Raw genomic sequence first — 21,645 nt, 5'->3', positions numbered from 1 at the left:
TTGAAAAGGTCGCCTGTCTTTTGATCGAATAAAGCTAACATAATCCGCAGATTTATTCTTTGAAATCGTTTGCATCCAGCTCGTGCCGAGAAAGCAATTTATAGAATTCGGTGCGGTTGCGCCCCGCCATTCTTGCCGCGTGGGTCACATTGCCCTTGGTGATTTGCAGCAGCTTACGCAGATAGTTGAGCTCAAACTGGTTACGCGCCTCAACAAAGGTCGGCAGCGCGGTGTTTTCCCCTTCCAGCGCCTGCTCCACCAGCGCGTCGCTGATCACCGGCGAAGAGGTCAACGCCACGCACTGCTCAATTACGTTGACCAGCTGACGCACGTTGCCCGGCCAACTGGCGGTCATTAATCGCTTCATGGCATCGGTTGAAAAGGCGCGTACGAACGGTTTGTGCCGTTCAGCAGACTGGCGCAGCAGATGGTTCGCCAGCAGCGGAATATCTTCCGTACGCTCGGCCAGCGCAGGGATCTTCAGGCTCACCACATTGAGGCGATAGTACAAATCCTCGCGAAATTCGCCCCGTGCCATCGCTTTGGGTAAATCGCGGTGGGTCGCAGAAACGATCCGCACGTCAATGTCGATATCGCGGTTACTGCCCAACGGTCTGACTTTTCGTTCCTGCAATACGCGCAGCAGTTTCACCTGTAACGGCGCAGGCATATCGCCAATCTCATCGAGAAACAGCGTACCGCCTTCTGCGGCCTGAAACAGCCCTTCACGATTGCTCACCGCACCGGTAAAAGCACCGCGCGCATGACCAAACAGTTCTGATTCCAGCAGTTGTTCCGGCAACGCGCCGCAGTTAATGGCAATGAAAGGTTTTTGGCTGCGTGGGCTGGCGTTGTGAATAGCCTGAGCGAAAACTTCTTTCCCGGTTCCGCTTTGACCGTTGATCAAGACGCTAACGTCCGATTGCGCCACCATTCGCGCCTGTTCCAGCAGGCGTAGCATCAGCGGGCTGCGGGTAACGATAGATTCGCGCCAGCTGTCATCGGTGGCGGGCGCAGACTGTTCCAGCGCCCCGTCAATCGCGTGATACAACGCGTCCTTGTCGACTGGCTTAGTGAGAAAACTGAACACCCCTTGCTGGGTCGCCGCAACGGCGTCAGGGATGGAGCCGTGAGCGGTCAGGATAATCACCGGCATCCCTGGCTGTACTTTCTGGATTTCAGTAAACAGCTGCATGCCATCCATTTCATCCATGCGCAGATCGCTAATAACCAGATCCACTTTTTCACGGTTCAGCACCCGTAACCCTTCCTGCCCACTTTCCGCGGTCACAACGCTGTAGCCTTCGCTGGTCAGTCGCATTCCAAGTAATTTCAACAGTCCCGGATCGTCATCCACCAGCAGCAGATGCGCGGGCTTACGGCTTATCATGGCGTAACCTCATCGGCAGACGGCGCTGCGCCTTCTTCGTTATCAGGCGTAGTGAGTTTATCGTTCCCGTGCAGCGCATCAGGATTGTAGTTACCGCCAGGTTTGCGCGTGGAAAGCTGGCGCTCAATATCGGTCAGATTCTCCAGCTTGCGGGTCGTGAGATCGAGCTGGGACTGCAAATGCTGCTGCTGTTGACGCAGCGTATCGAGATCGCTGTCGGACGCCTGCTGGAGTTTACTGTAGCGCATACGCTCTTCGGCAAGCTGCAACTGCAACGTTTGGCTGCTGCGCCAGACCTGATACAGCGGGCGTACCTGTGGCGGAATTTGCGGGCTTAACGCATCGAGGCGCGTAACAGCCTCCCGCCTTTCTGGCGGCGTAATGTTGGCATTATCGAGCAAAATTCCACGCCTGAAAGCGCCCTGCCAGGTATCTGTCATCAGGGTGCTGGCTTCACTACGCGCCTGCACCGGCATCAGGCGATTGGCACAATCCATCGCCCGCAGCCAGTACAACGGATTGGTTTCTGTAGACTGGCCAGACAGCGACCAGATATCCGTACAGTCGGTTGCAAGGTAGTCCGCCAGTTGATTAGGCGGAATTTTCTCCTGCGAGGGATCGCCGATAATATGATTCACCGCGTTCGGGACACAACCAACCAGCGCCAGGCACGGCAGGCTTGCGAGGATGACGCGACGAAGAAAATGTCGTTTAAGCATTCGGACAACAACGTATGGCATACTCACCAGACTTAGGTTTATTTTAGTGATTTTTCGCAGCAGCTAGCGGCAGTTCTATGCGAAAACAAACGTTTTGAGCATGGTCATCAACCAGATACAGCTTGCCCCGCATACGGCGGATGCAATCTCTGGCAATGCTTAGCCCCAACCCGCTTCCTTTTACCGCCCCTTTTCGCTGATGACTCCCCTGGAAAAAAGGCTCGAAGATCATGGTCTGTTCTGCTTCTGGAATCGGTGTGCCGGTATTCATTACATCGATGTATACCGTTGAGCCATGCAAACTGCTGCGGATCCAAATGTTACCGGATTCAGCACCATAGTGCACCGCATTGGAATAAAGATTGTCCAGCACGCTCATCAACAGCATCGGTTCTGCCAGGCAGGTGTTCACCGCAAGCGCAACATCAGTATGTATCATTTTGGCGCGAGCGGGCAGGCTATGCGCAGAAACAACGCTTTCCACCAGCGGCGCGATTTCCACACTTTCAAGTTCCACCTCGTCATCAGCCAGCTTGCGGTTGTAATCGAGGAGTTGTTCAATCAGCTTTTGCAGGTTACGGCTGCTGTCATCCAGAATACCGACCACCTCTTTTTGCTCCGGTGTTAACGGGCCAACCACCTGATCGGCCAACAATTCGGTACCTTCGCGCATGCTCGCCAGCGGTGTTTTCAGCTCATGGGAAAGATGGCGTAAAAACTGATGCCGTTGCGACTCAAGCCAGGAGAGGCGTTCGCTTAACCAGATGATACGCTGCCCCACGGATCTCAATTCCCGTGGCCCGGTAAATAATACGCTATCCCCCAGCGAGCGCCCTTCCCCCAGACAGTTGATCATCCGTTCAATACCCTTCACCGGACCGATAATCATGCGGGTAAACAGCAAGACCATCGCCAGGCTGACGAGAAACAGCACCAGTGCCTGCCAGCCAAAAAACTGCCCGCGTTCGGCTATTTCCTGCTGTAACTGCTGCCCACGAGAAAAGACCACGGTACGCGTCGCTTGCACCATCTCGGTATTGGCATTGGCGAACGCTTCCAGCCGTGCAGCCGACACACTGTCAGGACCACTGTTTTTACACTGCAACTGCGCGAGATCGTTAAGATCCTGACGCAACGCCTGGTAGAGCTTGGTATCCGGCAACACCCCCGCATGCGCATCCAGCATGTCGCTGTAGCGTTTACGCTGGCTTTGGTAGACCCTGGCCAATGTTGGGTCATCAAGCACGCAGTATTGCCGATAGCTGCGCTCCATCTCCAGCGCGACGTTGGTCATCGCCTCGCTGCGTCTGGCATCAATCAGCGTGGTGCGGTTTGTCAGCGCAGCCTGCGCGCTCAGGGCATTCAGACTTTGCCATGCCTGCCAGGCCAGAACTAACAACGGCAGCAGGATAAGCAAGAAGGCCAACGTCACCAATTGACGTAAAGATCGGGGAAAAACTGACCAGCGCTTCAAGGCGTTACTCTCAATGGACAGGAATAGATTGATGCTAACTGAGGGGAACGCCAGATACAACAAAGCCGGGATTAACCCGGCTTTGTTGTGGAATAAGGCGGTGCCTAACTCGACGTTTCGCCCGGAGGTTGATATGAGCAATGCTAATATCAGATGTTGGACGGCAGGCACCTTGTTGTGCGTCATTCGAAGTTTATGTAGCACGTCCCGAAGGGGCTGACATAAGAAGGTGAATGAGCCACTGGTTAATATTATGCAGCATCTGTGCCAATATTCAAAACACTTTATTAACACAATGATAAGTATGAAAAATATTATTATTTTCACAAATAACAATTCTGGCTGTTTTTTGTTCTCCCTGTCGCCAATCAGCAACACTTGCAGCACTTAAAAACAAATCCCTATTAAATCAAATAATTAAACGTCTCTTTTTGACGACACCACAACCCTATCCATGTCGGCATTTCCCGACACTTTACTTTTAGGTGCAAGCGCTGAGTTTATTGCCGGATGGCGGCGTGAACGCCTTATCCGGCCTACAACCGCATTTTCCCTGTAGGCCTGATAAGCGTAGCGTCATCAGGCGGGTTTCATCCGGCAGACAAAAAAAAGCCCCTCGCGAAGAGGGGCTTGATGACTATTGAGCGAATTAACCGAGCTGTTTACGCGCGTTGCGGAAAATACGCATCCACGGGCTATCCTCGCCCCAGTTTTCCGGGTGCCAGGAGTTGCTCACGGTACGGAACACACGTTCCGGGTGCGGCATCATAATGGTGACGCGACCATTTTCAGTGGTCACTGCAGTAATACCGTTCGGCGAACCGTTCGGGTTAGCCGGATAGGTCTCGGTCACCTTACCGAAGTTATCAACGTAGCGCAGCGCCACCAGACCTTTGCTCTCAAGCTGAGCCAGATGCGCACCGTCACGCACTTCCACACGACCTTCACCGTGAGAAACGGCAATCGGCATCATCGAACCCACCATATCAGCAAGCAGTAAGGATGGACTTTGCGTCACTTCGACCAGACTGAAGCGGGCTTCAAAGCGGTCGGAATGGTTACGCACAAAGCGCGGCCACAGGTCGCTTCCTGGGATCAGCTCACGCAGGTTAGACATCATCTGACAACCGTTACACACGCCGAGTGCCAGCGTCTGCGGGCGATGGAAAAAGGTTTCGAACTCATCACGGACGCGGTTGTTGAACAGAATCGACTTCGCCCAACCTTCACCAGCGCCGAGCACATCGCCATAAGAGAAGCCGCCGCAGGCCACCAGCGCCTGGAAGTTACCCAGGCCGATACGTCCGCCCAGCAGGTCGCTCATGTGCACATCGATGGCGTCGAAACCCGCACGGTGGAAGGCTGCTGCCATTTCAACGTGGGAGTTCACACCCTGCTCGCGCAGTACGGCCACTTTGGGACGCGCACCGGTGGCGATGTACGGAGCGGCAACATCTTCGTTGATATCAAACGACAGTTTAACGTTGAGACCAGGGTCCGCATCGTTGGTTTTAGCGTCGTGTTCTTGATCGGCGCATTCCGGATTGTCACGCAGACGCTGCATCTGCCAGGTGGTTTCCGCCCACCACATACGCAGGGTTGTACGGCTTTCGCTAAACACCGGCTGGCCGTTAGCGGTCAGGGTGAAACGATCACCTTCAACGGCTTTACCGAGGAAGTGTACGCAGTCTGCCAGGCCATGGGCAGCCAGAATCGCTTCCACCGCCTCACGCTCAGCAGCACGAACCTGAATCACCGCACCCAGTTCTTCGTTAAACAGCGCCGCCAGACGATCTTCACCCAGAGAGTGGATATCAGCGTCAATACCGCAGTGACCGGCGAAGGCCATTTCCGCCAGCGTAACCAGCAGACCGCCGTCAGAACGGTCATGATAGGCCAGCAGCTTACGCGCAGCGACCAGCGCCTGAATCGCATCGTAGAAGCCTTTCAGTTGCTCAACGTTACGCACGTCGGCAGGCTTATCGCCCAGTTGACGGTAAACCTGCGCCAGCGACGTAGCGCCCAGCGCATTGTGACCAAGACCGAGGTCAATCAGCAGCAGGGCGTTGTCTTCAGTAGACAGCTGCGGGGTAATGGTGTGGCGCACATCTTCCACGCGGGCAAAGGCGGTAATCACCAGCGACAGCGGCGAGGTCATTTCACGCTGCTCGTTACCTTCCTGCCAGCGGGTTTTCATCGACATAGAGTCTTTACCCACTGGAATGGTCAGGCCGAGCGCCGGGCATAGCTCTTCCCCGACGGCTTTTACTGCTTCGTACAGGCCAGCATCTTCACCAGGGTGACCCGCAGCCGCCATCCAGTTTGCCGACAGCTTAATACGTTTGATGTCACCAATCTGCGTTGCCGCAATGTTTGTCAGCGCTTCACCGACCGCCAGACGCGCAGAGGCAGAGAAGTCCAGTAGTGCAACCGGGGCGCGTTCGCCGATAGACATCGCTTCGCCGTAGTAGCTATCGAGGCTTGCGGTAGTGACCGCGCAGTTAGCGACCGGGATCTGCCATGGACCAACCATCTGGTCACGCGCAACCATGCCGGTAACGGTACGGTCACCGATGGTCACGAGGAACGTTTTCTCCGCGACAGTCGGCAGATGCAGCACGCGGTTAACCGCATCTGCAATCGAGATTTCACCACGATTCAGGGCATCGCCTTTGGCTTTCAGCGTCTGCACATCGCGGGTCATTTTCGGTGTTTTACCCAGCAGCACATCAAGCGGCATGTCGATCGGCTGGTTGTCGAAGTGGCTGTCGCTCAAGGTCAGATGCTGTTCTTCGGTAGCTTCACCAATCACCGCATACGGCGCGCGCTCGCGCTTACACAGTTCGTCAAACAGCGGCAATTGATCGGCAGCAACCGCCAGCACGTAGCGTTCCTGGGATTCGTTACACCAGATTTCCAGCGGGCTCATACCCGGCTCATCGCTGAGGATATCGCGCAGCTGGAACTTACCGCCGCGACCACCATCGCTTACCAGCTCCGGCATAGCGTTAGACAGTCCACCCGCGCCAACGTCATGGATAAACAGAATCGGGTTCGCATCCCCCATCTGCCAGCAACGGTCAATAACTTCCTGGCAACGACGTTCCATTTCCGGGTTGTCACGCTGTACGGAAGCGAAATCAAGATCGGCATCAGACTGGCCGGAAGCCATAGAGGAGGCTGCCCCGCCGCCAAGGCCAATGTTCATTGCCGGGCCGCCGAGGACGATAAGCTTAGCGCCAACGACGATCTCGCCCTTCTGCACGTGATCGGCACGGATGTTACCGATCCCGCCTGCCAGCATGATCGGTTTATGGTAACCGCGCAGCTCTTCGCCGTTGTGGCTGTTGACCTTTTCTTCATAGGTACGGAAGTAGCCAGTCAGCGCCGGACGACCAAATTCGTTGTTAAACGCCGCGCCGCCCAGCGGGCCTTCGGTCATGATATCAAGCGCGGTAACAATACGGTCCGGCTTACCGAAGTCTTCTTCCCACGGCTGTTCAAAGCCAGGAATACGCAGGTTGGAAACGGAGAAACCCACCAGCCCGGCTTTGGGTTTTGCACCGCGACCTGTTGCGCCCTCGTCGCGGATTTCGCCGCCGGAGCCGGTTGCAGCACCTGGCCACGGAGAGATGGCCGTCGGGTGGTTGTGAGTTTCAACCTTCATCAGGATGTGGGCTGGTTCCTGATGGAAATCGTAGCGGCCGGTTTTGTGGTCGGCAAAATAGCGGCCCACTTCAGAGCCTTCCATTACCGCTGCGTTGTCTTTATAGGCAGACAGCACGTGGTCCGGCGTGGTTTCGAAGGTATTCTTGATCATCTTGAACAGCGACTTCGGCTGCTGTTTACCATCGATAACCCAGTCGGCGTTAAAAATCTTGTGACGGCAGTGCTCAGAGTTGGCCTGCGCAAACATGTATAGTTCAATATCGTTCGGGTTACGTCCCAGTTTGGTGAACGCATCCTGCAGATAGTCAATTTCGTCTTCCGCAAGCGCCAGACCCAGACGCAGGTTAGCGTCGATTAGCGCCTGACGCCCCTCACCCAGTAGATCAACGCTGGAGACCGGCGCCGGTTGGTGATGGGCAAACAGTTTTTCGGCATCGTTCAGCGCAGAGAAAACAGTCTCCATCATGCGGTCGTGCAGTTCGTCGGCCACCATCTGCCATTGCTCAGCGGTCAGCGTAGAGGCTTCTACATACCAGGCAATGCCACGTTCCAGGCGGCTAATTTGGTGCAGACCGCAGTTGTGGGCAATATCAGTCGCTTTAGAAGACCACGGGGAGATGGTGCCAGGGCGAGGCGTAACCAGCAGCAGTTTGCCTTCCGGGGCGTGGCTTTGCAGAGCAGGGCCATATTTCAGCAGGCGTGCAAGCTGCGCGTGCTCATCTTCATTTAACGGTGCATTCAGATCGGCAAAATGGACGTACTCGGCGTAAATGTTGTGGACCTGGAGGTTGGCAGCCTGAAAACGTGCCAGCAGTTTGTTAATACGGAATGCAGACAGTGCAGGTGAACCACGCAGAATTTCCATCATAAGTCTCTCGTCTTCTAAGCTTTCGGTGTGCCCAAGTGGGGGAAACGGGCGTCATTATAAAGAATCTACCGCCCCGACGAAACCGTTTGCGTCGAAATAAAATCACGACCGTCACTTATCATCAAATGCAGTCAGATTTCTGAATAAGTTGCCAACTGACGCAAGTTTAAGCAAAATGGCGTTCATTAATGACGACTTCACTTCTTAATCAACACCACAGCAGACAGAGACAACGTACGGTTCAGAGAATTAACTAATTGAAAAAATTAAAGATTAATTATCTGTTCATCGGCATATTGACGCTGTTGTTGGCAGCGGCCCTTTGGCCATCTATTCCCTGGTTCGGTAAAGCCGAAAATCGTATCGCCGCCATTCAGTCGCGGGGAGAGCTGCGCGTCAGTACCATTGATTCGCCATTAACTTACGCGACCCTCAACGGCAAAAAATTCGGTCTGGATTATGAACTGGCCCAGGAATTTGCCGACTACTTAGGCGTGAAGTTAAAAGTTACCGTACGCCAGAACATCAGCCAGCTTTTTGACGACCTGGATAACGGCAATGCCGACCTGTTAGCCGCAGGCCTGGTCTATAACAGCGAGCGGGTTAAAAATTACCAGCCCGGCCCGACCTATTATTCGGTTTCACAACAGCTGGTGTACCGGGTTGGGCAATACCGTCCGCGCACGCTTGCCACGGTGAACGAAAACCAACTGACTATCGCCCCGGGGCATGTGGTGGTTAATGACCTCCAGCAGCTAAAAGAGAAAAAATTTCCCGATCTGAGCTGGAAAGTCGATGACAAAAAGGGCACCACCGAACTGCTTGATGATGTAATCGCCGGAAAGCTGGATTACACCATTGCCGATTCTGTTGCCATCAGCTTATATCAACGCGTGCATCCTGAGCTGGCCGTAGCGCTCGACGTCTCTGACGAACAACCGGTGACATGGTTTAGTCGGCTGGACGATGACAACACGCTGTCTGCCGCCCTACTGGATTTCTTCAACACCATGAATGAAGACGGTTCTCTGGCACGGCTGGAAGAGAAATATCTCGGGCATGGCGATGATTTTGACTATGTTGATACCCGCTCCTTTTTACGCGCCGTAGACAGCGTGTTGCCGGACCTCAAGCCGCTGTTTGAGAAATATGCGCAAGAGATAGACTGGCGACTGCTGGCCGCTATCTCATATCAGGAATCACACTGGGACGCGCAGGCCACCTCTCCAACCGGCGTACGCGGGCTGATGATGTTGACTAAAAATACCGCTCAGAGTCTCGGGCTGACCGACCGTACCGATGCCGAACAGAGTATCAGCGGCGGGGCGCGATACTTGCAGGATATGATGAGTAAAGTACCGGATACCGTCCCCGAAGGAGAACGCATCTGGTTTGCCCTTGCAGCCTATAATATGGGTTATGCGCACATGCTGGATGCGCGGGCGCTGACGGTGAAAACCAAAGGCAATCCGAACAGTTGGTCCGACGTAAAACAGCGATTACCGCTGCTCAGCCAAAAACCGTATTATAACAAGTTGACCTATGGCTATGCGCGCGGCCACGAAGCTTACGCCTATGTGGAAAATATCCGTAAGTACCAAATTAGCCTGGTGGGATATCTGCAAGAGAAAGAAAAACAGGCGCTAGAAACGCAGCAACTGGCGCAGGATTACCCGACGGTGACGCCCGCAGAGCTATTAGGTAAAGAGAAATTCCCGCTTTCGGCGTTTCTGTCTCAAACGTCGTCAAACTACCTGACGCACTCCCCTTCCCTGCTGTTTTCACCGCATAAAAAAGAGGAGAAGTAGTCTTGTACGCCTGATAAGCGCACTGCCATCAGGCTGAGAGTTACTGATTAGCGGATTTTTTCAGGGCCTTGATTTCCTGCCGGCGCATGCGGAAAAAATCACTGAGCAACGTGGCACATTCATCCCGCAGTACCCCCTCTGTCACTTCAACCCGATGATTCATTCCAGGGTGATGCAGTACATCCATTAATGACCCGGCAGCGCCCGTTTTCGCATCGCGCGCACCAAAAACGACCCGACCGATACGGCTGTGCACCATCGCGCCAGCGCACATCACGCACGGTTCCAGAGTGACGTACAGCGTGGCATCTAACAGGCGGTAGTTTTGCAGCACCAGGCCGCCCTGACGAAGCGCCATAATCTCAGCGTGGGCAGTCGGATCATGATGTCCAATCGGGCGGTTCCAGCCTTCGCCAATTACTCGGTTGTTATGTACCAATACCGCACCCACCGGGACTTCACGCTCATCCCTGGCGCGCTTAGCCAGCGTTAAAGCATGACGCATCCAGTATTCGTGGCTAAATTCAACATCTGACAAAGGGGTAACTCCAGTAATCAAAGCGGGCGCATTATACACGTCATACTTCAAATTGCATGTGCGTTAGCTATTCGAGTTGCTGAAGCTCTCCGCGCGGCGTGACGCGCCAGCGATGCTGGCAAAAAGAGAGCAGAGGATTGTCCTGATTACTGTCACTATAGCCACTGTAAAGCTGTAGCGGCGCGCCAATGTGGCGTTCCAGTTGCGTCACTTTCTCATGGCCCAGACAGCGCAAAGTCAGTACCCAGCCGCCGTATCCCCGCGCCATTTTGCTGGCGATCAGATTGACTCGCGGTAGCCATGGAGTATCAAAGTAAACCTGCTCGACCAGTGACTGCGGAGAGCCGGTAATAAGCCAGATATCAGCGTCGGAGCTTAACAGGTAGGTTGTCAGCCGCTGCTGCACGAGCGGAAACGCCGTCACGTTACTGCGAAACCAGCGCACAAAGTCGGCCTGATGCGCTTTCAGACGCGCTTCGCTGCGCCCAAAAGTGCATCCCCATAACAGCAGGCTCATTGGCCAGCGGGCGGCACGTCCTTTTATCAGCAACGCCAGCGCAATCACCGGTAACAAAGGCAGCACAAGCAACGCGTTCAGCGGCTGGTGACGCAGCAGATAACGAATAAAACTACCGAACATATCCTGCTGGTGTAACGTGCCATCCAAATCAAAAAAGACAACGCGGCGCTGGTGATTGGTCAAACCTTATTCCTCTGGATCAGTGAATCCCAATAGCCAGGTAAACAGGAACCCGGCGATAACTGCTACCAGATAGCCTAACAGATAGAACATCACTTTTCCGGCAACAATCGTCAGTGCCAGCGGTAATCCGGAGATGCCAAAGGTGATGACCGTCGCCACCTTCCAGTAGCTAATCAGCGCCCCACCTACCGCGCCGCCAAGACAAGCACCGATAAACGGCTTACCCAACGGCAGCGTTACGCCAAAAATGAGCGGCTCGCCAATCCCCAGCAGTCCGACCGGTAGCGCCCCTTTGATCACTTTCTTTAGCCGCGCATTACGGGTTTTCATCAGAACCGCGATCGCAGCACCTATTTGCCCAACGCCCGCCATCGCCAGGATCGGAAAAAGCGCGTTATAACCGTGCGCCTGAACCAGCTCAACGTGGATGGGCACCAATCCCTGATGAAGTCCGGTGAGCACCAACGGCAGGAAGGTTCCTGCCAGCACAGCACCGACCAGAAAACCGCCGCGATCGATAGCCCAGGATGCGCCGTGAGCGATAGATTCAGAAATCCATCCGCCAAGCGGTTGCAGCGCCACAATCGCGATGACACCGGTAATGATGGTGGTTAGCAGCGGGTTAAGGATAAGCTCCAGTGATTCCGGCAACAGCGTGCGGAATTTACGTTCGATCCAGCACATCAGCGCAACCACCAGCAATACCGCAATCACCCCACCGCGCCCCGGCTGCAACGCTTCGCCAAACAGGGTAATTTGCGCCAGTTGAGGGCTGGAAAGGATCCCCGCCATCACCCCGCCCATTGCCAGGGAGCCACCGAAAACTTTGGCGGTATTCACCCCGACCAGAATATTCATAATGGCAAACACGGCGCTGCCAAATATGCCCATCAGTCCCAGCATATTTGGATAGTGGGTCGCAAAATCCCCCACGATATCCGGGCGCTTAAGGATGTTAATAATGCCGGTAATCAAACCGGAGGCGATAAACGCCGGAATAAGAGGGATAAAGACGTTCGCCAGCTTGCGCAGCGCATCGCTCATCGGCGCTTTGTACTTCGCTTTGGCTTCTGACTTGGTGCGCTCAATATCATTGGCACCTGCTCGCTCGCCGCCATCGGCAATCAGGGAACGCATGGCATCCACCACTTTGGCAGCTTTACCGGGGCCGACAATAATCTGGTGCTGTGCGCCCTGCTTCACGTAGCCGCTAACGCCGGGCAGTTGCCTGAGGCGGGGAATATCGATCTGCCCGTCATCCTGAACTTCCACCCTGACACGGGTCATACAGTTTTCCAGACGCAGAATATTGTTCTCTCCGCCAACGCCCAGCAGGATGTCGCTGGCCAGCAACGCCGTCTTATCCATATACACCTCTTAGTGTTCTAACGCCGCGCGTAAAAAACCCTGGTGAGCGGCAAGCTTTTCGCGGGCGGCAGCGGCATCCAGACCGGTGAGCGCCATTAAAATAGCTGGCTTAACATCATAATCCGTCTGCTTCAGCAGCGTTTCAGCTTGAGCCCGCGCAATACCGGTGGCTTCAACCACCATACGGCACGCCCGATCGACCAGTTTGACGTTGGTTGCCTGCATATCCACCATCAGGTTCTGGTACACCTTGCCAAATTTCACCATCGCGCCGGTGGAGATCATATTGAGCACCAGCTTTTGCGCGGTGCCGGATTTCAGTCGTGTTGACCCGGTCAGCGCCTCAGGCCCCACTACCGGAGAAATGGCAATATCCGCTTCATGCGCGATAGGGGAATCTGGATTGCAAGAAATAGCCGCCGTTGTACAGCCCACCGAACGCGCATATTTCAACCCGCCAATTACATACGGCGTGCGACCAGAAGCTGCCAGCCCCACCACCAGATCTTGTGCGGTAAGATTAAGCTCACGCAGATCGTCTTCGCCTAGCTGCGGGTTATCTTCTGCGCCTTCTACTGCCTTCAGCAAAGCGCCCGGTCCCCCGGCAATCAGCCCAACCACCAGACCGTGCGGGACGCCAAAAGTTGGCGGGCATTCAGACGCGTCCAGCACCCCAAGACGCCCGCTGGTACCTGCTCCCATGTAAATAATGCGTCCACCGGCTTTTAGCGCGTCAGCTGCCGCATCGACCGCACGCGCAACTTCAGGAAGAGTTGCTTTTACTGCTTCAGCTACCAGCGTATCCTGTTGATTAAAACGATGAACCAACTCCAGAGTGGAGAGCGCATCCAGATCCATGGTCTGAGGATTGCGGGTTTCTGAAACTAACGCACCAAGATTCATTTTTTGTTCCTTAGGAATTTTTAATTCATAATAATCTGTCATAATGGAATATTATATTCACTAAGGCGAGTGATATTTTGTTTTGTAATCGCCATCACATTTTCGCCAGGAGAAAGCATGAACTGTTTAATTCGCATTCGTCAGCGTTATCCGGATCTCGCGCAAAGCGATAAAAAACTTGCGGATTATCTTCTTGCTCAGCCGGATACTGCGCGTCATCTCAGTTCACAACAGCTGGCCTTTGAAGCGGGCGTCAGCCAGTCCAGCGTGGTGAAATTCGCGCAAAAGATAGGCTTTAAAGGATTCCCGGCACTCAAACTGGCGATTAGCGAAGCATTGGCCAGCAATCCTAATCCCCATTCCATTCCGGTACATAATCAGATTCGCGGTGACGACCCGATGCGAATGGTAGGCGAGAAACTGATTAAAGAGAACGTGGCGGCGATGCATGCAACGCTGGACGTCAACAGCGAAGAGAAACTGATGGAGAGCGTCACGATGCTGCGTTCAGCCCGCCGCATTATCGTGACCGGGATTGGCGCATCGGGTCTGGTAGCGCAAAACTTTGCCTGGAAGCTGTTGAAGATTGGTTTTAACGCGGTAGTCGAACGTGATATGCACGCCCTGCTGGCGACGGTGCAGGCGCTTTCACCAGGCGATTTGTTGCTGGCTATTTCGTACACCGGTGAGCGCCGCGAACTTAATCTGGCGGCAGATGAAACGCTGCGTACCGGCGCGAAAATCCTCGCCATCACCGGATTTACACCGAACGCCCTGCAGCAACGGGCAAGTCATTGTCTGTACACCATTGCCGAAGAGCAGGCCACGCGCAGCGCAGCGATTTCCTCCACCCACGCGCAAATGATGCTCACCGATTTACTGTTTATGGCGCTGGTGCAGCAGGATCTGGAGCATGCCCCGGAACGTATTCGCCACAGCGAAGCACTGGTAAAAAAACTGGTCTGAGCAAAGAATGCGCGTATAATGCCCGCCCGATTTGTGATGTTTTGAGAGTTTCCTGATGGCCCTGTTAATCACTAAAAAGTGTATCAATTGCGATATGTGCGAGCCCGAATGCCCGAATGAGGCGATTTCGATGGGTGATAGCATTTACGAGATTAACAGCGACAAGTGTACGGAATGCGTAGGCCATTACGACACGCCAACCTGCCAGAAAGTGTGCCCAATCCCCAATACTATTTTGAAAGATCCGGCGCATGTCGAAACAGAAGAGCAGCTGTGGGATAAGTTTGTGCTGATGCACCACGCCGATAAACTTTAGCCGCGTCGCCATCTGGCGATGAAGCCCCTACCCTGCCCCTGCAACAAACGCATAACCCGTAGGCCGGATAAGACACTACGCGTCGCCATCCGGCATCGTCCTGAATCTAACTTTCGATAATCACCGTGGCGCAGGCGTAGTGACGCTCATCGGCCAGCGTCACATGCATGTGCGCAACGCCGAGTTTTTCCGCCAGTTTTAACGCCTCTCCCCATAATCGCAGACGCGGCTTACCGAGTTCGTCGTTAAAGACTTCAAACTGATTAAATGCCAGCCCATTGCGAATACCCGTGCCAAAGGCTTTTGCTGCCGCCTCTTTGACTGCAAAACGCTTCGCCAGAAAACGCACCGGCTGCTGATGCGTTTCCCAGATTGCCCATTCGTTGTCGCTGAGCACACGTCTTGCCAGGCGGTCGCCGGAACGGGAGATCACCGCTTCGATGCGGGCAATCTCCACGATATCCGTACCTAATCCCAGAATCGCCATTAGCCACGCGCTTCCAGCATCAGGCGCTTCATTTCTACTACGGCCTCTTTCAGGCCGCTCATCACCGCACGTCCAATAATGGCATGGCCAATGTTCAGCTCGTGCATTTCCGGGATCCGAGCGATAGCTTTAACGTTGTGATACGTCAGACCGTGACCCGCATTCACCTTCAGGCCAAGACTTGCAGCATAGGTTGCCGCTTTGGCGATACGCGCCAGTTCGCTGGCCTGTTCTGCGTCGGTTTTCGCATCGGCGTAACAGCCGGTGTGAATTTCAATAAACGGTGCGCCAACTTCCGCAGCGGCCTTAATCTGCTCTTCATCGGCATCGATAAACAGCGAAACCAGAATGCCTGCGTCCGCCAGGCGTTTGCAGGCATCGCGCATCTTGTCACGCTGACCGGCGACGTCCAGCCCACCTTCAGTGGTAACTTCCTGACGCTTTTCCGGCACCAGGCAGCAAAAATGCGGCTTAGTCTCAACGGCAATCGACAGCATCTCTTCGGTGACTGCCATTTCCAGATTCATGCGTGTATCCAGCGTCTGGCGCAAAATACGTACGTCACGGTCAGTGATATGACGACGGTCTTCACGCAGGTGTACGGTAATACCGTCCGCGCCCGCCTGTTCAACGATAAACGCTGCCTGAACCGGGTCCGGATATGCGGTACCGCGTGCATTACGTAAAGTGGCAATGTGGTCAATGTTGACGCCTAACAGTAATTCGGCCATGACAATCCTCGTTTTTTATTTTCGCTTCGGCATAAACTGCCGGAATAATTCGCGGCTCTTTAAGGGCTTACCACCAAGATACGGCTTTAACGCCATGCGGGTAAAGCGTTTCGCGGCGCGAAGCGTATCAGCATCCGGAAATTCCCGCGATTCGAGTGCTTTCAGATGGCGTCCGGTAAAGGTGGCGTTATCAATCACTACGCTTGCGATAAACCCTTTTTCTTCCCGGTAGCGATAGGTCATGGTGTCGTCTACCGGCTCGCCGCTGCCTGCACAGTGGGTAAAATCGACGCCATACCCCAGATGACCAAGTAAGGCCAGCTCAAAGCGACGCAACGCAGGTTCTGGCGAACCCGTGGCGCCAGCCAGCGCCTGAATACAGTTCAGGTAATCGAAAAAGAGTGCAGAAAAGCGGGTTTCGTACTCGAGTACGCGCGAGATAAGCTCGTTAATATACAAGCCGCTGTACAGCGTGATTCCGCTAAGGGGGAGTGCCAGAGAAACGGCTTCGGCGCTGCGCAAGGTTTTGACCTCACCACGTCCACCAAAGCGAAGCAACAACGGGGTAAAAGGCTGGAGTGCGCCTTTAAGATTGGAGCGTTTGGAACGTGCGCCTTTAGCCACCAGGCGCACGCGACCCGACTCTTCCGTGAAGACGTCCAGCACGAGACTGGTTTCGCTCCAGGGGCGACTGTGCAGGACAAAAGCGCGTTGCCATCCTTCCATCATAATACTCGTCGTCTTTCAAGTTGCAGGTGCGTTGGCTGCGCCCGTTCACCCCAGTCACTTACGAGAGTAAGCTCCCGGGGATTCACGGACTTGCCGCGTGACTCTGCCTCTGGCCTCGCTCCTTCGGAGCCAGCGCAAGCGCTGTTCAAAACACTATGTGTTTTGTCCTGCACCTCGAAAGCCATAGAGTATTAAAACTACTGGTCGTCGCCGTAACCGAGGCTACGCAGCGCGCGTTCGTCATCGGCCCAGCCGGATTTCACTTTCACCCACAGTTCGAGGTGAACGGGCGCTTCGAACATCTCCTGCATGTCTTTACGCGCTTCGATGCCGATGGTTTTAATCTTGGCCCCTTTGTTGCCAATAACCATCTTCTTCTGCCCTTCACGTTCAACGAGGATCAGACCGTTGATGTCGTAGCCACCGCGCTCGTTAGAGATAAAACGCTCAATCTCCACGGTAACGGAGTACGGCAGTTCAGCCCCCAGAAAACGCATCAGCTTTTCACGGATGATTTCAGAGGCCATAAAGCGCTGAGAACGGTCGGTGATGTAATCTTCCGGGAAGTGATGAATAGCTTCCGGCAAATGCTTACGCACGATGCCCGCAACGGTATCGACATTCAAGCCGGTTTCGGCAGAAATCGGTACGATATCAAGGAAGTTCATCTGACTTGCCAGGAACTGCAGGTGTGGCAGCAGATCGGCTTTTTCCTGAACGTTGTCGACTTTGTTGACGGCCAGAATAACCGGGGCTTTGCCATCACGCAGCTTGTTGAGCACCATTTCGTCGTCCGGCGTCCAGCGGGTGCCTTCGACAACGAAAATAACCAGTTCAACATCACCGATCGAGCTGCTCGCCGCTTTGTTCATCAGACGGTTAATAGCCCGTTTTTCTTCCATATGCAGACCCGGGGTATCAACATAAATCGCCTGATACGCGCCTTCGGTATGGATGCCAACAATACGGTGACGTGTTGTCTGAGCCTTACGTGAGGTAATAGAAATCTTCTGCCCAAGCAGATTATTCAACAGGGTGGATTTGCCGACGTTCGGGCGACCGACGATAGCAATAAATCCGCAGTAAGTTTTCTCTTCGCTCATTCCAGCTCCAGTTTTTTCAACGCCTGTTCGGCGGCAGCCTGCTCAGCCTTACGACGGCTCGAACCTGTGCCAACCACCGGTTCACTCAGGCCGCTGACCTGGCAGTGGATAGTAAATTCTTGATCGTGTGCTTCACCACGGACCTGCACCACCAAATAAGACGGCAGAGGCAGGTGGCGACCCTGCAAATATTCCTGCAGGCGCGTTTTCGGATCTTTTTGTTTGTCGCCTGGGCTAATTTCATCCAGACGAGTTTGATACCAGTTCAGGATCAATTGCTCAACGGTTTGAATATCGCTGTCGAGGAAGACGCCGCCGATCAAAGCTTCAACGGTATCCGCCAGGATTGATTCACGACGGAAGCCGCCGCTTTTCAGCTCACCTGGCCCCAAACGTAAACATTCGCCGAGGTCAAACTCACGGGCTAATTCTGCCAGCGTATTGCCGCGAACCAGCGTCGCGCGCATGCGGCTCATATCACCTTCATCCACACGCGGGAAACGGTGATACAGCGCATTAGCGATAACAAAGCTCAAAATAGAGTCGCCTAAAAATTCTAAACGCTCGTTATGTTTGCTGCTGGCGCTCCGGTGAGTTAATGCCTGCTGCAACAGCTCCTGATGATTAAAAGTGTAGCCCAGCTTCCGTTGAAGCCGATTAATTACGATGGGGTTCATGCGATACCAATAAATGAATGCGTCAACAATTCAGCACACGAAACAGACCTGATATACGCACTTCGCTGAGCCATCTGGCTTCGCCTGCATGCATTTATATACAAACCAACGCTGTTTCGTGTGCCGTGGCAACCTGTCGGTGCCAACCTAAAACTTCGGGGGAATATTCTATACACAACGACAAGGGATGTCGTTAGTCTGCGGGAATTTATCCGAGAAATAATTCACGCTGCCGCCGTAATGACGACAACGTGAACGATTATCGGTGATTAGTGAATGCCACCAATACGGCTTAAACGCACACCGGTCGGCCATTCACCTTCTTGCTTATCAAAACTCATCCAGATAGCGGTCGCTTTACCAACCAGATTCGCTTCCGGTACAAATCCCCAGTAACGGCTGTCCGCGCTGTTATCACGGTTATCACCCATCATGAAGTAGTGTCCCGGCGGAACGATCCAGGTTGCCAACGGCTGACCAGGTTGACGGTAATACATCCCCACCTGATCCTGCGCAATCGGCACGGTCAGAATGCGGTGCGTAACCTCACCCAGCGTTTCTTTACGCTCAGAAAGGCGAATACCGTTCTCTTTCGTTTCGTTCAGCGGAACTTCAAAGAAGCCGCTGGTCGCTTCACCGCCGTTACGACGAGCAAAGGTCTGTACAAAATCACTTGGCTGAACATCAGAGTACGTTACCGGCAGCGCGTTTTCACACGCCTGACCGGAACGGCATCCTGGCTGAATAGTCACCTCTTTCGCCACTGGATCGTACGTTACTTTGTCTCCCGGTAAACCGACAGCACGTTTAATGTAGTCCAGACGCGGATCTTCCGGGTATTTAAACACCACGATATCACCGCGTTTCGGATGACCGGTTTCGATCAACGTTTTCTGGTAAATCGGATCTTTAATCCCGTAGGCGAATTTCTCCACCAGGATAAAGTCACCGATAAGCAGCGTCGGCATCATCGAACCTGACGGGATCTGGAATGGTTCATAGATAAATGAACGCACCACCAGCACAATCGCCAGTACCGGGAAAACGGACGCCCCGGTTTCCAGCCAGCCTGGCTTAGGTGCCACTTTTTTCAGCGTAGCTTTATCCAGTGAATCACCTGCAGCAGCTTGCGCTGCTGCCTGACGCTCCCGGCGCTTTGGCGCGAAGATGAATTTATCTACGCACCATAAAATGCCCGTCACCAGTGTGGCAATCACCAGAATCAGGGCAAACATGTTCGCCATGCCAACTCCTTAAGATTATTTGCTGTCTTTACCGACATGCAGAATGGCGAGGAACGCTTCCTGCGGCAGTTCGACGTTACCGATCTGCTTCATGCGCTTTTTACCCTCTTTCTGTTTTTGCAGCAGCTTTTTCTTACGGCTGATATCGCCACCGTAGCATTTCGCCAGAACGTTTTTACGCAGCTGCTTAACCGTTGAACGCGCGATGATGTGCGTACCAATGGCCGCCTGGATCGCGATATCAAACTGCTGGCGAGGGATCAGATCTTTCATCTTCTCAACCAGTTCACGGCCACGGCTCTGGGAGTTGTCGCGGTGGGTAATCAGCGCCAGTGCATCGACACGTTCGTTGTTGATAAGGACATCAACACGCACCATATCAGACGCCTGGAAGCGTTTGAAGTTATAGTCCAGCGACGCATAGCCGCGAGAGGTCGACTTCAGACGGTCAAAGAAATCGAGTACGACTTCCGCCATCGGAATCTCATACGTCAGCGCCACCTGGTTACCGTGGTAAACCATGTTGGTCTGGACGCCACGCTTCTCGATACACAGGGTGATGACGTTGCCAAGGTAAGCCTGCGGCAGCAGCATGTGACACTCAGCGATTGGCTCACGTAGTTCGTAGATGTTGTTCAGCGGCGGCAGCTTGGACGGGCTATCGACGTAGATAGTCTCTTTCGCCGTGGTTTCGACTTCGTAGACTACGGTCGGCGCGGTGGTGATCAGATCCAGATCGTATTCACGCTCCAGACGTTCCTGAATGATCTCCATGTGCAGCAGACCAAGGAAGCCACAACGGAAGCCGAAGCCCAGCGCGGTAGAGCTTTCCGGTTCGTAGAACAGGGAGGCGTCGTTCAGGCTCAGTTTGCCAAGCGCGTCACGGAAGTTTTCATAGTCGTCAGAGCTCACCGGGAACAGACCAGCGTAAACCTGCGGCTTCACTTTTTTAAAGCCTGGCAGCGGTTTGTCTGCCGGGTTACGCGCCTGCGTCAGGGTATCGCCAACCGGTGCGCCGAGGATGTCTTTAATCGCACAAACCAACCAACCTACTTCGCCGCATTTCAGCTCGGTACGGTCAACCTGTTTTGGCGTGAAGATGCCCAGACGGTCGGCGTTATAGACCTGACCGGTGCTCATCACTTTAATTTTGTCGCCTTTACGCATGGTGCCGTTTTTAATACGCACCAGTGACACCACGCCAAGGTAGTTATCGAACCAGGAGTCGATGATCAGCGCCTGTAAAGGGCCTTCCGGATCGCCTTCCGGCGGCGGAATATCGCGTACCAGACGTTCAAGAACGTCAGTGACGCCAACGCCGGTTTTCGCCGAGCAGCGAACGGCATCCGTCGCATCGATACCAACGATATCTTCGATCTCTTCTGCCACGCGTTCAGGATCGGCGGCTGGCAGGTCAATTTTATTCAGTACCGGTACTACTTCCAGATCCATTTCCATGGCGGTATAGCAGTTAGCCAGGGTCTGCGCTTCTACGCCCTGTCCGGCATCAACCACCAGCAATGCGCCTTCACAGGCAGCAAGCGAGCGGGAAACTTCATACGAGAAGTCAACGTGGCCCGGGGTGTCGATAAAGTTAAGCTGATAGGTTTCACCATCAGATGCTTTGAAATCGAGCGTCACGCTCTGCGCTTTGATAGTAATACCGCGCTCACGCTCAAGATCCATCGAGTCGAGAACCTGCGCTTCCATTTCACGGTCAGACAGGCCACCGCAGATCTGGATAATACGGTCAGACAGCGTCGATTTACCGTGGTCGATGTGAGCTATGATTGAAAAGTTACGTATGTTCTTCATATAGTGTAATTATTGTGCCTTACGCCCGCCGGAGCAGGCTCTGAGAAGTCGCTGATCTGAGCTTAACGTCTGTTTAAGTGAAACGCCGCATTCTACACTACAACGCTGAGGCGAGGAAACGTTCATAGAGCAAGGAT

At 54.0% G+C, this 21,645-nt stretch carries 18 protein-coding genes; 3 read left to right on the top strand and 15 right to left on the bottom strand.

Annotated features, from left to right (window positions below):
• Window positions 1–52: 52 nt before the first annotated feature.
• The 4 genes from glrR to purL all read right to left on the bottom strand — a co-directional run bounded on the left by glrR (window position 53) and on the right by purL (window position 8,120).
• Entirely contained in the window at window positions 53–1,387 is a 1,335-nt protein-coding gene (glrR, locus tag LY264_RS06560) for a two-component system response regulator GlrR (protein WP_304502732.1), read from the bottom strand.
• Entirely contained in the window at window positions 1,387–2,130 is a 744-nt protein-coding gene (qseG, locus tag LY264_RS06555; RefSeq protein ID WP_003835304.1) for a two-component system QseEF-associated lipoprotein QseG, read from the bottom strand. The genes glrR and qseG overlap by 1 nt, the downstream gene beginning before the upstream one ends.
• 22 nt (window positions 2,131–2,152) lie before the next feature.
• Entirely contained in the window at window positions 2,153–3,583 is a 1,431-nt protein-coding gene (gene qseE, locus LY264_RS06550) for a two component system sensor histidine kinase QseE/GlrK (RefSeq protein WP_103286014.1), read from the bottom strand.
• 649 nt (window positions 3,584–4,232) lie between these two features.
• Window positions 4,233–8,120, bottom strand: a complete 3,888-nt coding sequence (purL, locus tag LY264_RS06545) for a phosphoribosylformylglycinamidine synthase (protein WP_048225083.1) — start codon at window positions 8,118–8,120, stop codon at window positions 4,233–4,235.
• 257 nt (window positions 8,121–8,377) lie between these two features.
• Between purL and mltF the strand changes: the two genes are divergently transcribed.
• A complete protein-coding gene (gene mltF, locus LY264_RS06540; protein WP_008785489.1) occupies window positions 8,378–9,928 on the top strand; it encodes a membrane-bound lytic murein transglycosylase MltF in 1,551 nt (516 codons plus the stop codon).
• A 40-nt stretch (window positions 9,929–9,968) separates the two neighbouring features.
• Here the strand turns inward: mltF and tadA are convergent, their stop codons facing one another.
• The 4 genes from tadA to murQ all read right to left on the bottom strand — a co-directional run bounded on the left by tadA (window position 9,969) and on the right by murQ (window position 13,440).
• Window positions 9,969–10,433, bottom strand: a complete 465-nt coding sequence (gene tadA / locus LY264_RS06535) for a tRNA adenosine(34) deaminase TadA (protein WP_240498932.1) — start codon at window positions 10,431–10,433, stop codon at window positions 9,969–9,971.
• Window positions 10,434–10,533: 100 nt separating this feature from the next.
• Window positions 10,534–11,169: a phosphatidylglycerophosphatase C gene (yfhb, locus tag LY264_RS06530; RefSeq protein ID WP_048225088.1), complete on the bottom strand. Its 636-nt coding sequence runs from the start codon at window positions 11,167–11,169 to the stop codon at window positions 10,534–10,536.
• Between the two features lie 3 nt (window positions 11,170–11,172).
• Complete coding sequence (locus LY264_RS06525) at window positions 11,173–12,537, bottom strand: PTS transporter subunit EIIC (RefSeq protein ID WP_008785492.1); 1,365 nt, start codon at window positions 12,535–12,537, stop codon at window positions 11,173–11,175.
• 9 nt (window positions 12,538–12,546) lie between these two features.
• A complete protein-coding gene (gene murQ / locus LY264_RS06520; RefSeq protein ID WP_048215764.1) occupies window positions 12,547–13,440 on the bottom strand; it encodes an N-acetylmuramic acid 6-phosphate etherase in 894 nt (297 codons plus the stop codon).
• 117 nt (window positions 13,441–13,557) lie between these two features.
• Here murQ and LY264_RS06515 point away from each other — a divergent pair, with 117 nt between their 5' ends.
• Together LY264_RS06515 and LY264_RS06510 are read left to right on the top strand one after the other, a co-directional pair.
• On the top strand, window positions 13,558–14,406 hold the full coding sequence (locus LY264_RS06515; RefSeq protein ID WP_048225091.1) for a MurR/RpiR family transcriptional regulator: 849 nt from the start codon (window positions 13,558–13,560) through the stop codon (window positions 14,404–14,406).
• A 55-nt stretch (window positions 14,407–14,461) separates the two neighbouring features.
• Window positions 14,462–14,722 (top strand): YfhL family 4Fe-4S dicluster ferredoxin, encoded by a 261-nt coding sequence (locus LY264_RS06510; RefSeq protein ID WP_003037590.1) that lies wholly within the window; start codon window positions 14,462–14,464, stop codon window positions 14,720–14,722.
• Window positions 14,723–14,828: 106 nt separating this feature from the next.
• Here the strand turns inward: LY264_RS06510 and acpS are convergent, their stop codons facing one another.
• From acpS to lepA, 7 genes are all read right to left on the bottom strand, one after another.
• Window positions 14,829–15,209 (bottom strand): holo-ACP synthase, encoded by a 381-nt coding sequence (gene acpS / locus LY264_RS06505; RefSeq protein WP_003037588.1) that lies wholly within the window; start codon window positions 15,207–15,209, stop codon window positions 14,829–14,831.
• Window positions 15,209–15,940: a pyridoxine 5'-phosphate synthase gene (gene pdxJ / locus LY264_RS06500; protein WP_008785494.1), complete on the bottom strand. Its 732-nt coding sequence runs from the start codon at window positions 15,938–15,940 to the stop codon at window positions 15,209–15,211. The genes acpS and pdxJ overlap by 1 nt, the downstream gene beginning before the upstream one ends.
• Window positions 15,941–15,955: 15 nt before the next feature.
• Window positions 15,956–16,666 (bottom strand): DNA repair protein RecO, encoded by a 711-nt coding sequence (recO, locus tag LY264_RS06495; RefSeq protein WP_008785495.1) that lies wholly within the window; start codon window positions 16,664–16,666, stop codon window positions 15,956–15,958.
• A 200-nt stretch (window positions 16,667–16,866) separates the two neighbouring features.
• A complete protein-coding gene (gene era / locus LY264_RS06490; protein WP_032937937.1) occupies window positions 16,867–17,772 on the bottom strand; it encodes a GTPase Era in 906 nt (301 codons plus the stop codon).
• A complete protein-coding gene (gene rnc, locus LY264_RS06485; RefSeq protein ID WP_003037579.1) occupies window positions 17,769–18,449 on the bottom strand; it encodes a ribonuclease III in 681 nt (226 codons plus the stop codon). The genes era and rnc overlap by 4 nt, the downstream gene beginning before the upstream one ends.
• 269 nt (window positions 18,450–18,718) lie before the next feature.
• Window positions 18,719–19,693, bottom strand: coding sequence for a signal peptidase I (gene lepB, locus LY264_RS06480; protein WP_003835329.1), 975 nt, complete (start codon window positions 19,691–19,693; stop codon window positions 18,719–18,721).
• A gap of 15 nt (window positions 19,694–19,708) precedes the next feature.
• Window positions 19,709–21,508: a translation elongation factor 4 gene (gene lepA / locus LY264_RS06475; RefSeq protein WP_003037577.1), complete on the bottom strand. Its 1,800-nt coding sequence runs from the start codon at window positions 21,506–21,508 to the stop codon at window positions 19,709–19,711.
• Between the last annotated feature and the right edge of the window lie 137 nt (window positions 21,509–21,645).

The organism is Citrobacter portucalensis (assembly GCF_023374935.1).
Taxonomy (GTDB): Bacteria; Pseudomonadota; Gammaproteobacteria; order Enterobacterales; family Enterobacteriaceae; genus Citrobacter; species Citrobacter portucalensis.
Note: the sequence above shows the minus strand (reverse complement) of the source record. Positions and strands in the feature narration are given on the sequence as shown.

What these genes read in the sequence shown, in the direction of transcription:
- qseG (WP_003835304.1), bottom strand. Translation starts at nt 2,130, where the DNA reads ATGCCATACGTTGTTGTCCGAATGCTTAAACGACATTTTCTTCGTCGC.
- purL (WP_048225083.1), bottom strand. Translation starts at nt 8,120, where the DNA reads ATGATGGAAATTCTGCGTGGTTCACCTGCACTGTCTGCATTCCGTATT.
- tadA (WP_240498932.1), bottom strand. Translation starts at nt 10,433, where the DNA reads ATGCGTCATGCTTTAACGCTGGCTAAGCGCGCCAGGGATGAGCGTGAA.
- LY264_RS06525 (WP_008785492.1), bottom strand. Translation starts at nt 12,537, where the DNA reads ATGGATAAGACGGCGTTGCTGGCCAGCGACATCCTGCTGGGCGTTGGC.
- murQ (WP_048215764.1), bottom strand. Translation starts at nt 13,440, where the DNA reads ATGAATCTTGGTGCGTTAGTTTCAGAAACCCGCAATCCTCAGACCATG.
- LY264_RS06515 (WP_048225091.1), top strand. Translation starts at nt 13,558, where the DNA reads ATGAACTGTTTAATTCGCATTCGTCAGCGTTATCCGGATCTCGCGCAA.
- LY264_RS06510 (WP_003037590.1), top strand. Translation starts at nt 14,462, where the DNA reads ATGGCCCTGTTAATCACTAAAAAGTGTATCAATTGCGATATGTGCGAG.
- acpS (WP_003037588.1), bottom strand. Translation starts at nt 15,209, where the DNA reads ATGGCGATTCTGGGATTAGGTACGGATATCGTGGAGATTGCCCGCATC.
- pdxJ (WP_008785494.1), bottom strand. Translation starts at nt 15,940, where the DNA reads ATGGCCGAATTACTGTTAGGCGTCAACATTGACCACATTGCCACTTTA.
- recO (WP_008785495.1), bottom strand. Translation starts at nt 16,666, where the DNA reads ATGGAAGGATGGCAACGCGCTTTTGTCCTGCACAGTCGCCCCTGGAGC.
- era (WP_032937937.1), bottom strand. Translation starts at nt 17,772, where the DNA reads ATGAGCGAAGAGAAAACTTACTGCGGATTTATTGCTATCGTCGGTCGC.
- rnc (WP_003037579.1), bottom strand. Translation starts at nt 18,449, where the DNA reads ATGAACCCCATCGTAATTAATCGGCTTCAACGGAAGCTGGGCTACACT.
- lepB (WP_003835329.1), bottom strand. Translation starts at nt 19,693, where the DNA reads ATGGCGAACATGTTTGCCCTGATTCTGGTGATTGCCACACTGGTGACG.
- lepA (WP_003037577.1), bottom strand. Translation starts at nt 21,508, where the DNA reads ATGAAGAACATACGTAACTTTTCAATCATAGCTCACATCGACCACGGT.